General features: G+C 45.4%; 12 protein-coding genes. 5 read left to right on the plus strand and 7 right to left on the minus strand.

What is annotated here, in order from left to right; all coding sequences use genetic code 11:
- Nucleotides 1-10: 10 nt before the first annotated feature.
- Entirely contained in the window at nt 11-550 is a 540-nt protein-coding gene (locus MU515_RS04830) for a GNAT family N-acetyltransferase (protein ID WP_260259244.1), read from the plus strand.
- A gap of 88 nt (nt 551-638) precedes the next feature.
- On the opposite strand, the gene MU515_RS04835 is transcribed toward MU515_RS04830, so the two are convergent.
- The 7 genes from MU515_RS04835 to hinT all read right to left on the minus strand — a co-directional run bounded on the left by MU515_RS04835 (nt 639) and on the right by hinT (nt 6,913).
- Nucleotides 639-1,928: an NAD(P)/FAD-dependent oxidoreductase gene (locus MU515_RS04835; protein WP_260259245.1), complete on the minus strand. Its 1,290-nt coding sequence runs from the start codon at nt 1,926-1,928 to the stop codon at nt 639-641.
- Nucleotides 1,929-2,415: 487 nt separating this feature from the next.
- Complete coding sequence (ycfP, locus tag MU515_RS04840; protein WP_260259246.1) at nt 2,416-2,958, minus strand: alpha/beta hydrolase YcfP; 543 nt, start codon at nt 2,956-2,958, stop codon at nt 2,416-2,418.
- A gap of 152 nt (nt 2,959-3,110) precedes the next feature.
- The gene (locus MU515_RS04845; protein WP_260259247.1) at nt 3,111-3,965 is read right to left on the minus strand and encodes a phosphotransferase; all 855 of its coding nucleotides are present in this window, start codon (nt 3,963-3,965) and stop codon (nt 3,111-3,113) included.
- A gap of 15 nt (nt 3,966-3,980) precedes the next feature.
- Entirely contained in the window at nt 3,981-4,571 is a 591-nt protein-coding gene (gene lpoB, locus MU515_RS04850; protein ID WP_260259248.1) for a penicillin-binding protein activator LpoB, read from the minus strand.
- A gap of 127 nt (nt 4,572-4,698) precedes the next feature.
- On the minus strand, nt 4,699-5,085 hold the full coding sequence (locus tag MU515_RS04855) for a YcfL family putative periplasmic lipoprotein (protein WP_260259249.1): 387 nt from the start codon (nt 5,083-5,085) through the stop codon (nt 4,699-4,701).
- Nucleotides 5,085-6,476 carry a COG3014 family protein gene (locus MU515_RS04860; protein WP_260259250.1) on the minus strand — a complete coding sequence of 464 codons (1,392 nt, stop codon included), beginning with the start codon at nt 6,474-6,476 and terminating at the stop codon, nt 5,085-5,087. The genes MU515_RS04855 and MU515_RS04860 overlap by 1 nt, the downstream gene beginning before the upstream one ends.
- An 86-nt stretch (nt 6,477-6,562) precedes the next feature.
- Nucleotides 6,563-6,913, minus strand: a complete 351-nt coding sequence (hinT, locus tag MU515_RS04865; RefSeq protein WP_260259251.1) for a purine nucleoside phosphoramidase — start codon at nt 6,911-6,913, stop codon at nt 6,563-6,565.
- Nucleotides 6,914-7,140: 227 nt separating this feature from the next.
- Between hinT and MU515_RS04870 the strand changes: the two genes are divergently transcribed.
- From MU515_RS04870 to hcp, 4 genes are all read left to right on the plus strand, one after another.
- A complete protein-coding gene (locus MU515_RS04870) occupies nt 7,141-9,132 on the plus strand; it encodes a methyl-accepting chemotaxis protein (protein ID WP_260259252.1) in 1,992 nt (663 codons plus the stop codon).
- Nucleotides 9,133-9,285: 153 nt separating this feature from the next.
- Nucleotides 9,286-10,455: a DUF1887 family protein gene (locus tag MU515_RS04875; protein WP_260259253.1), complete on the plus strand. Its 1,170-nt coding sequence runs from the start codon at nt 9,286-9,288 to the stop codon at nt 10,453-10,455.
- Nucleotides 10,456-10,587: 132 nt separating this feature from the next.
- Nucleotides 10,588-12,111, plus strand: a complete 1,524-nt coding sequence (gene norR, locus MU515_RS04880; RefSeq protein WP_260259254.1) for a nitric oxide reductase transcriptional regulator NorR — start codon at nt 10,588-10,590, stop codon at nt 12,109-12,111.
- 187 nt (nt 12,112-12,298) lie between these two features.
- Nucleotides 12,299-13,960 carry a hydroxylamine reductase gene (gene hcp, locus MU515_RS04885; RefSeq protein ID WP_260259255.1) on the plus strand — a complete coding sequence of 554 codons (1,662 nt, stop codon included), beginning with the start codon at nt 12,299-12,301 and terminating at the stop codon, nt 13,958-13,960.
- Nucleotides 13,961-13,975 lie beyond the last annotated feature (15 nt).

Raw genomic sequence — 13,975 nt, forward strand, 5'->3', positions numbered from 1 at the left:
TGAATACCGAATGAGTCCTGATTATCAAATCATTACCCAACAGTTTGTCTTGAGGCTGATTGATGCCGAGTGCAGTGAAGAGCTCCAGCAGTTAGTCACGCACTCCCCTAGCCTGCATCAATGGATAGACTGGTGTCATAGCGACTTTACTCACTCTGAAGCCGAACAATTTTTGCTCGCAACTCGACTGAATTGGGTCAAATCTGAAGCGTATGGATTCGGTATTTTCCGCCGCAGCGACGACAAACTGATTGGTATGGTGGCGATCAACGAGCTTTATCAAACCTTCAATATGGCCAGTATTGGCTATTGGATTGGTGACAGTTACCAGCAGCAAGGCTACGCAAAGCAAGCGGTTAACGCCTTAGTCGAGTTTTGTTTTGATATCTTAAAGCTTACGCGAGTGGAAATTGTTTGTGACCCAGACAACCAAGCGAGCCAGCGCCTTGCCATTGCCTGCGGTGCCAAATTTGAAACTCTCGCCGCCAATCGTTTCGTGTTTAATGGAAAACCAAAACAAGGGGCGGTCTATTCCATCATCCCCAGTTAAGTCACCGCTCTAAGTTAACCTCAGCATAAAGTGCAGATACAAAAAGACCTCCAAACGGAGGTCTTTTTCATTTTCAAACTGGCATCAATTAATGCAGCTTCAAGTTCGGACGTAGTACGCGGTTAATGCGGCCCATCAGAATAATAAGAGCGGTCTTAAACACACCGTGCAACGCCATTTGGTGTAAACGGTAGAGAGAAATATACACCACACGTGCGATACGTCCTTCAACCATCATAGAACCTTTAGTCAGGTTACCCATCAAGCTGCCCACGGTAGAGAAGCGGCTAAGTGAAACCAAAGAGCCTTTGTCTTTGTAAACATAAGGTTTTAGATCACGGCCGTTTAGCTTAGCAATGATGTTAGAGAACGCACGGCTCGCCATTTGGTGAGCGGCTTGCGCGCGAGGTGGAACAAATGAACCATCTTCTTGAGTGCACTGAGCCAAATCCCCAATAACAAAAATGCTGTCGTCGCGAGTGGTTTGCAGCGTGTCTTTCACAACTAGCTGGTTAATACGGTTGCTTTCAAGGCCGCCGATCTCTTTCATAAAATCAGGGGCTTTGATGCCAGCGGCCCAAACCATGATTTGTGCAGGGATCTTGTCGCCATCTTTAGTCACTAAGCCATCTTTATCAGCTTGCGTTACCATAGTCGCTGTACGCACGTTAACACCTAGCTTAGTTAGCTCTTGGTGCGCAGCGCTTGAGATACGAGTTGGTAGAGCTGGAAGAATGCGCTCACCCGCTTCAACTAGGTTTACATTTAGCTTGCTTGAGTCTAGATCACCAAAGCCGTATGTACGCAGCTCTTTCACTGCATTGTGCAGCTCAGCTGAAAGCTCAACACCCGTTGCGCCTGCGCCAACGATAGCGATGTCTACTGTACCTTGACCATTCTTAGCGTGTAGCTTTAAGAATTCGTTGTTCATATTGGTACGGAAACGGTGCGCTTGTTCAGGGCTGTCTAGGAAAATACAGTTGTCACGAACACCTGGTGTGTTGAAGTCGTTCGATGTTGAACCAATCGCCAGAACCAATACATCGTATTCAAGTTCACGGCTCGGCATCAATAGCTCACCGTTATCATCTTTTAGCTCTGCTAAAGTGATAACTTTACGCTCGCGATCGATGTCCGCTAGGCTGCCCATTTGAAAATCAAAATGGTGATTTTTCGCGTGTGCGCGGTAGCTCAATGCATCAACGCCTTCATCTAACGAACCGGTCGCCACTTCGTGTAATAATGGTTTCCATAAATGGCTTGCCTTACGGTCAACCAAAGTTACGCTAGCACGTCCTTTACGGCCAAGTGTATGGCCTAGCTTAGTCACAAGCTCTAAACCGCCTGCACCGCCACCTACTACGATAATTCGTGTCACAGCAACTACCCTCTAAAAACAATAAACATTAAATTTATACAAACCGCGTTACGCGATTTGATGGAATTCTTAATCAATCTTCGCCTTCGTTTGCGATAGAGGTACTTCGAGTTACGTATTGGATTAAAAGCTCAATTTGAGCCGATTGCTCGTTCCGGGCTATTTTTTTGCTCGGTTTGGCAAAAATTTGGGTAAGTTTCTTACTCACTCTCAATTTTTTTTGATATTTATCAAATAATTTTTACTTCGCTCATTATATAGAGCAAAACTTACTGCGCAACCATAGATTGCACGAATCTCTGCATAAAAGTTAGGGGTTTATGCAGCAATACCAATATGCCCCTTTCTCGCTCGGCAGGAAAGTTTGCTTTAATTCTTTTCAGCAGGTTAATAAACAGCTAAGTTGCGACTTTTGTGGTCTAAAAACTAAAAAAGCGACACAACTTTAGTTGTATCGCTTTTTTGCAACAATTTATGCCGAATCGAATTAATTGGCTTGTTTGAAGGCTTTCATTGCTTGAAGGTGATGGGAGATTTTCTTGAATTTGTGGCTCTCTTTCTCATCCCAAATGATGTCATAGTAGCCTTCAAGCTCTGCCGCGCTCTTAGAGTTATCGTGAATCTCGTCTTTTCTTGATAACACCACTAAGCAATGTTTGGCGTTTTTCATACGAAACTCAGAGACACATTTCGTCGCGATATCTTCATATTCTTCAGGGCGATCAATTCGGCCAACCATGTTTTTCTCTGGATGAAGGTTCGGGTTAAAGATAACCTGCTTGATACCACATAAGAAGCCGATTCGCTCTGACCAATAACCACCAAGGCCAACACCACAAATAATTGGATTTGGGTCATCTGACTGCGCAATCACTTTGTGAACTTCTTTAAGCAGATGCTGCATGTCATGTTTTGGGTGAAGTGTGCTGTAGTTTATGAAGCGAACATCGTCGTCAATGAACTGCAATTGTAAAACTTTTTCGTGATTGCCTGGGCTAGTGCTATCAAAGCCGTGAAGGTAAATTATCATGTTGTTTCCCCGATTTATTATACTGTTTGTTTTAACACGAGTTCGAGAGTGACTAACTAAACTGCAACAAACTAATTTTAATCTAACACGAAAATTAGGGTTTTAAAGTTCGCATTGTAAAATTCATAATAACTTTACGTGAAACAGTGATCTCATTTGCAAAACTGTTCGCTAAGCTGCTCTGCTTGGCGTAAATACGGCTCATCACCCCACAGTTGATACGCCAGTAAATACCATAACATCGCCATCATCGAGGCTCTTGGCGTCCAAGCTAAGACCCCTTCAACCCAATCATCAACGCCTTCTATTTCACGCAATTGACAATAACGATGGATGTTTTCGATGCTGTTCGCGTCTGCGACTTCAAGGCTCAACGTCAGATCCAAGCGCGGGTCTGCAATCGTCGCGTATTCCCAATCTATGATTTTCGCCCCCGCAGAGGTATTCACCATGTTATAGCCCGCTAAATCGAAATGGCACAAGGTATGGCCAACATCAGCAAGGCTTGGCGCATTTCGCCAATCACGATAAATGGTTTGGTAGCGCTCGGTTTTAAGATGATCTTTTAGCTGCATCCAGTAATGGTCTACTCGGGCGGTATAGTTGAAAGGCGCAACAGGCACGCGAGTAGTATCTACGCTGTGCACCGCCTTAAGCGCCTCTAACATCAGATCAAGGCTGAGGTTGTCAGTCAGCGGTTCGCCTTCAATCCACTCCACCAGCAAGCCTTGATCGTTAATGTATATAGGCTTGGGGCTAAGTTGCGATTCTTGGATGGCGGATAAGATTTGATATTCTTGAAAGCGGGAAATAGAAAAAGCTTGAGTAATGGGTGTGGTCGGTCGCCACACATAGGCGTCGCCGCTTTGAGTAACGACTTTCCAACAACGATTCGTCAGCCCCCCTGTTAAGGTTTGCCCATAATCAGGGGGGATAGAAAAGAAGCGCTCTAATGACACCAATGAACTATCTAATTGACATGCTTCTTGCCAAGACATTCGCGCCATATCACGCTCCTTATGTTATAGGCCTAGTAGGCTCTTAGATTCTTGCTTACGAATTTCCGTTTCATCAGCCCATTCGATAAGACCTGTCTCAAGATCCATCAAACGCATGGTCATTTTGTAGTAAACGTCTTTATCGCTGCCATCAGCTTTGGCGATGCTCGATAGGTTGCCGTAAAGCATGTACTGCGCGCCGACCATTTTACCAAATTGAATCGCGTTGCTTTGGTTTACAAGCTCATCATTGTTTTGGAATTTAAGCTGATCACGAACCGCTTCAACACGGCCCATATCGACAAAGCGGAACTTGCCAGAGTTCAGCATTTTCGTACTGATCGTGTCTGTAATAGATTCTGTATCAATATGTTCGCTGGTTTTGTTTTTGATGCGCTCAACAAACACAATCGGGCGAGAGTCACGAGTAATAGCGGCAACCGAACCTGAGTTCATCATGCTATCAACCATTTCTGCTGCGATGGTTTGTAGATCAGTCGAACCAAAGTCGATAGTGGTCGTTTCAACCGCTTGCGCGTCACCGTAACTTACCTTGTTTGAACAACCGCCTAGAATTACCGCTAGGCCCAGCAGCGCAATAACACTCTTTTTCATTGTAAAATCCTTAATGTATTCTCATTAATTTATACGTATTCTGACCCGCTCACAGTAGGAATGGTTCAGAAAATTTGTAACTAACGGTGTGTAGCGAGACACCTCACTCCGTTTCATCTAGCAGGTACTAATCCTGCTCGCGAATCTGTACTCGAAATTGCGTGGCATTTGGATTCACCGCCACTTCAGAGATAGTGAGTATCTCTTCTCCACGGATAATCAAACGTTTCCAATTGCTCACTTTGGTATCAACTTCAAGCCCTTGGTCGTCATACCAATAGAATCGATACAACAGATGCTGATCGCCGCTGGTTTTGCTCGCCAAACTCACTATGCCGCGAGTATGACCATCCATTTCAGTGGTGGTGATATCTTCAACCGCTAAATGACGATCTAGCGATGAGTTGGCGAATAACACGCTCTGTGAACCACCATCAATACGCAGCCCCGAAGTATTGGAACTGCAACCGACTACGGCAAAGGTTGCCATTAATGCTATAACCCATTTTTTCATCACAGTTTCCCTAATTGTTTGTGCCAAATAGTGGCGCTATTGCCTTGACGCGATAACCACACAAGCACGGTTTGACCTTCTTGCGCATTAAACGAATACGCCTGAGAACCTGCCAAGAGTTGCTGCTCTCCCGGCGCTACAACCGACGTTGAGCTGTACACACTCGCTGGTAAAGTTTGCCAGCTGCGCGTATCTGGCTGCTCGGTTAAAGTGTTCCATACATTGAACAGTAAATTACCAACATCGTCACCTTGAGCGGCCTCTTTACGGAGCCTATCTTTAGCGACCACTCGCAGCGCTTGGCGAATAACAATTGACGGCATTTTTTCTGACAAATTCTTTTGCGCCATCAAGTTTACATCGGCCAACAGTTCTTGATTCACACTACGTTGGTTTAAAGCCAGAGGTGTATAGCGAATCGACGCACTGGTTGGGTAGTAAGGTAACGCTAAAGAATACAACGCGCCGTTACCGCGACTGTCATATAAAGGCAAAGAAAGCTTCCAACCTTGTAATGCTTCTACTATGTCTTGCTCTTGCAACACAATGACTCGCGCTTTGCCTTTTGCTAACGGTTGATACGTGCCATAACGCTTTTCCAGCTTGGCTAAATCTTCTCGCATACCCAGTCGTTTCGCGACGCGCATTGTGCTATCAATCACACTGCGGTTATCCGGCATAACCGCTAGCGCTCGTCGATAATCAACATAAGCACTGTTTAAATCATTATCCGCCTCAAACAACAATGCCGATAAATAAAGCAAGTAGCCATTTTGTACCGCTTGTAAGCTTTTCCCTGCGTCTGGGTATTTTGCTAACACACTGCCCAAGTTAGGTGTTAGCCCTTGCTGCTTCATTTGTTGTTCAGCGTCTTGAAGATCGCGCTCTCTATCTTTGCGTGCTCGCTCTTGAACTTGGTTAGCGCGGCGCATTTCAACCAAAGCGTCATCGAGCTTATTAGCTTTAACGTAGTTCAATCCTAAGTATAGGTGGAGAAAGCCCAACTCATAGTCTGCGGGTTGATAGAAGTTTAAGTTGTCATTCACCGCGATAGAGCCAACGTTGACGGCGGTTTCAGAAATAGAGATGGTAGCTTGGTCTTGCTGCTGACGAACCGCGCGGTCACTGAGTTCCAGTGCTGCCTGACTCTGCGGATAATCTTGATTAAGCAACGCCACGCGGCCTTTTTCAAAATTATCTAAAATGTCGCCAGCCACTTCATCAGGCAATTGTTGCTCGGCCAATTGGTACTGGCCAACTTTTACCGATTGGTAAACCTGCTGAGTTTGTGCGCTGTAATGGCTAAAAAGATTACCGGCAGAAAGATTCGCGCACGCTGCAAGCGTCAAGGTGCTCAATGAGGCCAGTATGAGTCGAAGAGTATTGTTCAATTCGTACTCCGTATTGAAATTTGTAGTTATAAAAAAAGCACAATCCTTTTGATCGTGCTTTTTTGACAGATCACTTTCAAATAAGTTTAGTTCACTATCATCGGGCCGAGTGGTCGACCACCAACTAAATGCATATGAATATGGTACACCTCTTGCCCACCATGCGCATTGCAATTCATGATCAATCGGTAACCATCTTGGTCAATCCCTTCTTCTTTAGCCAGTTGCTTTGCCACGGTAAACATGCGGCCCATGGTTAACTCATCATCCGCTTCAATATCATTCACAGTTGGAATCAGCTTGTTTGGGATAATCAAAATATGGCTTGGAGCACGTGGATTGATGTCACGGAATGCGGTGACCAAATCGTCTTGGTAAACGACATCAGCCGGGATCTCTTTTCGAATGATTTTACTAAAAATGGTTTCTTCAGCCATGCCGGACTCCATGAAATAAGATTAGCTATGTAATTGAGTATGCTTCATGCCGATCTAAATCACAATTAAAAACAGCGTTCAATTTTAATATTTTGCGCTTCAAAATAACTTATATCGAGTCATTTTTGTCTTGTGCGTCAAAAAATGCGTGTCTCGTAGTCAATACAATATCTTAGCGTCTGGTACTTTATAACCAATAATATATTTATTAAATTTAGGAGAGGTCTATGAAAGGCTCAGTGATTCGAAGAATGTACGCTGGGTTTGCATTGATCATTTTGATGTTCGCGATTTCCACATTTATGGCATTGCGTGGTATGGAACTCATACATCAAAATTTTGCTAGTGTAACCAATACATCACTGCCCCTTGTGTCTTACTCAAATCAAACTAACGTTGATTTGCTTTCTGCTGACAAACTTTTCAAAGACTATTTAACGACTCAAAGTTTTGAGCGCATGGATGTGATACGCGCGCAGTTTGGCGAAGCTCAAACCCGTTACGATCAATCTTTAACGCAGCTAGAACAAGCTAGTGCTGATCATCCAGAGTTAAAAGAGCGTGTAGAGCAAGTTAAGCAAATCGAACAACGTTACTTTGATGAAGCACAGCTTGCGATGGATAACTACCGCAATATGTTCATCGCCCAAGCACAAGTTCAAAAATCAACTCGCCAATTCCAACGTCTTCACTCTGAACTGAGTGTCGGTATGAAGGAATACATCGACGATCAAGATAAGATCGCGGTGAAGGTGATGGCGAAGAGCTACTTTGTGAAGCTAAGAGATGCAGAAGTGATTACCTCTGATGCATTGGCAAGCAGCGATACAGCGTTCGTGGCGAAAGCCGTTGCACGCAACAAAAAAGCCGTTACTCACCTAAATTACGCATACCGTGGCCTTACTGCTCAATTACCAGAGCTAAAAAATACCTTCGATTCTTCGGTAAAACAGTTCACATTGGATATCGGTAAAAAAGGCGGTGTGTTAGACCAACACAACAACTACCTTATCTCGCGCAAAGCGCTGTATGAAAATATCGCTAACCTAACCAAAGAGGTGGATACCTCTATGACTCTGTTGGCCTCATTCAGTGAAACCGCGCAAGACGGTTTGAATAACTCATTGGCTGAAGCAGGAAACGTGTACGACGAGAGCCTAGTCCGCGCAATTTTCTTGTGTATCGTAATTGGCGCATTGGCTGCTGGTATCGGCTACAGCTTGGCGAAAAGCGTTCGTGACCCTCTGACTCGCATCTTGAAGACGCTTGAAGGGCTGAGCGACGGTGACATGACTCAACGCATTGAAGTTCGTTACAACAACGAGTTTAGCCGCGTAAGTGGTCATATCAATGACCTAGCTGAGAACCTCCACAACATTCTTGTTAGGCTCAATGACGCATCAGATAACCTGACTCAAACGGCTAACAACAACCAAAGCACACTGTCTAACGCGCAGTCACAGCTTAACCAACAACGCCAGCAAACGGCGAGTGTTGCTACCGCGATGACTGAGATGACTCACTCCGTTGAAGAAGTGGCGCAAAGTGCGCAAAGCTCGTTGCAAATGGTTGAGAAAGTTGAAGTAGCGTCGGAGCAAGGTCGTCAGATCATGAGCACCAACATCACTACCATCAACCAACTTGAGACTCGCTTGAATGAATCGGTTGATGCGGTGAAAGAGCTGCAAAACATGAGTAGCCAAATTGGCTCTATCCTAGATGTGATTCGCAATATCGCAGAGCAAACCAACCTACTTGCACTTAACGCAGCGATTGAAGCAGCCCGTGCTGGTGAACAAGGTCGTGGTTTTGCCGTGGTTGCAGATGAAGTCCGCGTGCTTGCACAGCGCACAACAGAATCAACCTCTGAGATTGAGAACATGATCAGTAACTTGCAAAGCAGTTCAACCTCCGCCAACAGCGTTATTCAAAGCTGTATGGATGATATGACCTTGTCAGTTGATCAAGCTTCTAGCGCCAACAGTGCGATGGAAGAGATTCAATCACTGATCATGGAAATTAGCCAAATGAGTGGCCATATTTCTACTGCCGCTGCTGAACAAAACCAAACGGCATCTGAAATTGCGCAAAACATTGAAGAGATCAACCACATTGCCGACAGCAGCTACACTGCGATGGCAGACATTGCTGCAACCAGTAATAACCTCACCCAACTTGCTAATCAGCAAGGAGAATTGGTACATCGCTTCAAGCTTTAACACGCAAGTTTGTTGTAAATAATTGAACAAGGGCGATTAATTTTATTAATCGCCCTTGTTTTTTATATGCGCCAACATTATATGGTTATTATGGCTTGCGGCGTTTCACCTTTTTTTCCAGTTTGTATTGCAAGCCAAACATGAGGAACAATTATGGCAGTTCATGTTGGCATCATAGATCAAGACCCTATTCGCTTGATCACTCCACTATTGGACAATCGAACTATTAGTCAGCACATTGTGTTTATCGGCGTTGAAAACCAAAAAGAATTGTACGAACGTCTGCACAGTGTATTGAAACAACGCAATATTACGTCTGAGTTTTACCAAATTCCAAACGTTGCAAACACCTCTAAGATTAAACAGTCTGTGGCAGCGCTAGCGGAAGATCTTAAGTCTCGCGGGGAAGAAGTTAAACTCAACGCAAGTTGTGGCCTTCGTCACCGCTTGCTCTCAGTTTATGAAGTATTTCGTAGCTACCACTGGGCAATTTTTGTTGTTGAACCAAACAGCGACCGCCTATGTTGGCTCTACCCTGACGGCAAAGAAGACACCCAAGTTCAAGACCGCATTACCATCTCTGACTATTTAACCATTTTTGGCGCGCGTGGTGAGTTTAATGAACAAGAGCTTCCACCTCAGCTAGACCAAAAGTTGTATGAACTTGGAGAGCGCTGGGCAAGCAACGCATTAGAGCTTGGCCCTGGTCTTGCGACACTCAACTACCTTGCAACGACCTGTCGCAAAGAGCAAAAGTTGGATGTTGAGCTGTCAGAAAAACAACAAGGCTACCGCGAACTAAATATGCTGCTGAGCGACCTTGTGGAAGCGAACATCGCCACTTACGAAAACGGTATCCTTACTTTTGAAAGTGAAGAGGCGCGCCGCTTCTCAAATGGTGAATGGCTAGAAACGCTGGTACACAGTACCGTGCGCCAAATTCAGCAAGATATGCCAACCATTCAAGATCGTTCATTAAACGTGCAAGTGTATCGCCAGTTGGGTGACCGCGAAGTGCGTAACGAGCTTGATGTTGCTTCTGTAGTTAACAACAAGCTGCATATCATTGAGTGTAAGACTAAAGGTATGCGCGATGATGGCGACGATACGCTCTACAAGCTTGAATCACTGCGCGACCTACTAGGCGGCCTACAAGCGCGTGCGATGTTAGTGAGTTTCCGCCCGCTGCGTTACAACGACATCACCCGTGCAGAAGATCTTGGCTTAGCCTTAATTGGCCCTGATGAGCTTAAAGACCTGAAAGCACACCTAACCCGTTGGTTTATGGAAGCGGGTGGCAGTGAAGATTGCTCTGATTGCTAATTCCAATGAGGCCTCGTTCGACGAGGCCTTTTTGATCATCATCAAACGTACGCCGTTTATGCCCTTTCGGGCGATGTGAAAAATACATCCTATTGATACCATGCTCAGCAAATTCTTTGATTGAGCATTTCCATGTCACTGTCTGTTGAACAAGTCCTACTGCAACTTTCCCTCAATTTAAGCTCAAGCTTATCGACCGAGCAGCAATACCAAAAACTATTGCAAGGCATTAGCCAAGTGTTCCCTTGTGACGCCAGCGCTCTATTTGTGCTGGATGAAAACGGCTACCTCTCCCCTGTTGCCGTTGAAGGGCTCACTTCAGCTATCTTAGGACGAAGATTTTGCCCAACTCAGCACCCTCGCCTACAACAGATCATGGCGAGCAAGCAGCCAGTGCGGTTTGATGCCGACAGCCCACTACCAGACCCATTTGACGGAGCGCTGCTGAATATTGAACACAACATTGATGTGCATGATTGCCTTGGTTGCAGTTTGTATGTTGATGGCGCGCTAGTTGGGGTATTAACCATGGATGCACTTAACGTCGGCGCCTTTGACCATTTAGATATGGTTACGGTCGAAACCTTCGCAGCACTGACAGCGGCAACCTTACGTAACATCGGTCAAATAAAAGCGTTAAGAACGCAAAACCGAAAACAAAAATACGTCACACAAACACTGATTCAACAAGCACGCTCACAGCATGGAGAAATGATTGGATTAAGCCCTCTGATGGCACAACTCAGCACCAATATCGCGACTGTAGCTCACTCTGATTATGCGGTGCTTATTACAGGTGAGACTGGCACGGGTAAAGAACTCGTGGCTCACAAAGTTCATGCTCTTTCACACCGAGCTGACAGGCCAATGATCTACGTAAACTGTGCCGCGCTACCAGAAGGGTTAGCCGAGAGTGAATTGTTTGGTCATGTAAAAGGCGCATTTACTGGCGCAAATAGCCATCGTGCAGGTAAATTTGAACTCGCTGATGGTGGGACACTGTTTCTCGACGAAGTGGGAGAATTACCACTAGTACTGCAAGCCAAGCTATTGCGCGTCATTCAGCAAGGCGAACTGCAACGTGTGGGCAGTGACAAGTACCAAACCGTGAATGTGCGTATTCTCGCAGCAACCAATCGCAAATTACCTGATGAGGTAGTTCAGGGTCGTTTTCGCTCTGATTTGTTTCATAGACTGAATGTGTTTCCGATTCACGTGCCGCCCCTGCGCGAACGTCACTCAGACATCCCTGTGCTCGCCGGTTATTTGCTAGAGAAAGTTCGCCAGCAGTTTAATGCACCTAACTTACATGTTCACCCTAAAGCATTAGATATGTTAGAGCAGCAGCCATGGCTAGGTAATGTACGTGAGCTCGAACATACGCTTACACGCGCCGCGTTACATGCTATTCAGCAGCAATGCGAAACAATAGAAGGCCATCATTTCGATCTGCCCAATATAAATCACGATGTAAAAAACACATCAGACTTATTCCCACCGGAAAGTAAGCCAATGCGCCAACTGGTTGAAAGTTATCAAAAACAACTGATTGAGCATGCATTAAGCGAATCGAATAATGTCTGGGCAAAAGCGGCTGAATTCCTGCAGATGGATCGCGGTAATTTGTATCGCATGGGCAAGAAGTTCGAACTGTAAACCTATTTACCGTTGTAAAAAAGACATCAAAGGCGTTGTCTTTTTTACAACTAAACACATTCTCATCAACAGCAAAACCCATTAAATTCAATAATTTATATTTTGGCACAATCCCTGCTCTACCGAGTTATCAAAACAAACAGCCCAGTTTAATCAATCAAATGGGCGACAACTCTGGAGAGCAACTATGTTCTGTATTCAATGTGAACAGACAATTCAAACCCCAACCATTAAAGGCTGTTCATTCGCGCAAGGGATGTGTGGCAAGACATCAGAAGTATCCGATCTACAAGACGTATTGGTTTACACCCTTCAAGGTGTCTCTTACTGGGCAACTCAAGCGCGTAAGTTCGACATCATTGACGCAGAAATCGACCAATGGGCGCCTCGTGCTTTCTTTGCGACCCTGACTAACGTTAACTTTGATCCAGAGCGCATTCTTGAGCTCGCTACTTTAGCCGCTCGATACAAAGACAAATTAAAGCAAACAGTGACCGCCGTAGCAGCATTAGCGAATCAAGAGCTTGAGCAAGCACCAGCAGTCGCTCATTTCGAACTACCAAGCTCAGCGCAAGAGATCTTAGCGTTTGCGCCACAAGTGGCGGTGAATCGTGGTAAGGACAGCGTGCATGAAGATGTAATTGGTCTTCGCTTATTGTGCTTGTACGGCTTAAAAGGTGCAGCGGCTTACATGGAGCACGCACGTGTTTTGGAACAAACCGACGATGCTATTTTTGCCGAATACCATCAAATCATGGCGTGGCTGGGCACTGACCCAGAAGATCTAGGCCAACTACTTGATTGCTCAATGCAGATCGGTCTGATGAACTACAAAGTAATGGAAATGCTTGATCATGGTGAAACCAAAACCTTTGGTCACCCGCAGCCAACAGCGGTGAACGTAAAACCGGTTCAGGGCAAGTGTATTCTGGTTTCTGGCCATGACTTACATGACCTTGAAAAAATCCTTCAACAAACTCAAGGGACAGGCATCAACGTTTACACCAATGGTGAAATGTTACCGGCTCACGGATACCCAGAACTACACAAATACCCGCATCTTGTGGGCAACTACGGCAGCGCATGGCAAAACCAACAAAAAGAGTTCGCCAATTTCCCGGGCGCAATCGTGATGACCTCCAACTGCCTACTTAGCCCAGATGTCGGTCAATACGCCGACCGCCTATTTACCCGTAGCATTGTTGGCTGGCCAGGTGTTGCGCATATTGAAGGCGACGACTTCTCGCAAGTGATTGAATGCGCGAAGGCTCAAGCAGGTTTCTTGCACAACGAAATTGAGCAAATGATCACTGTTGGCTTTGGCCGCAATGCACTCATGAACGCAGCGCCGGCGGTTATTGACCAAGTAAAACAAGGTAATATTCGCCACTTCTTCTTAGTTGGTGGTTGTGACGGTGACAAAGCAGAGCGCAGCTACTACACAGATTTCACAGCTCAAGCGCCTGAAGATACCCTCATTTTGACCCTAGCGTGTGGCAAATTCCGCTTTAACAAAAATCAGTTCGGTGACATTAATGGCATCCCTCGCCTGCTCGATGTAGGTCAGTGTAACGACGCATATTCAGCAATCCAACTGGCGCTAGCGCTGGCTAAAGAGTTTGACTGCGACATCAATGAACTACCGCTAACACTTGTACTTTCTTGGTTTGAACAAAAAGCGATTGTGATTCTACTGACTCTATTCGCATTGGGTGTCAAAGGTATTTATACCGGCCCAACGGCTCCGGCTTTCCTCACTGACAACTTGCTTGCCATTATTCAAGACAAATTTGATATGCGCGCTATCTCAAGCGTTGAAGCCGATCTCAACACTATCCTTTCTGCCTAATCAATCAGGGGACGT

The sequence above is a fragment of the Vibrio intestinalis genome (assembly GCF_025195085.2).
Taxonomy (GTDB): domain Bacteria; phylum Pseudomonadota; class Gammaproteobacteria; order Enterobacterales; family Vibrionaceae; genus Vibrio; species Vibrio intestinalis.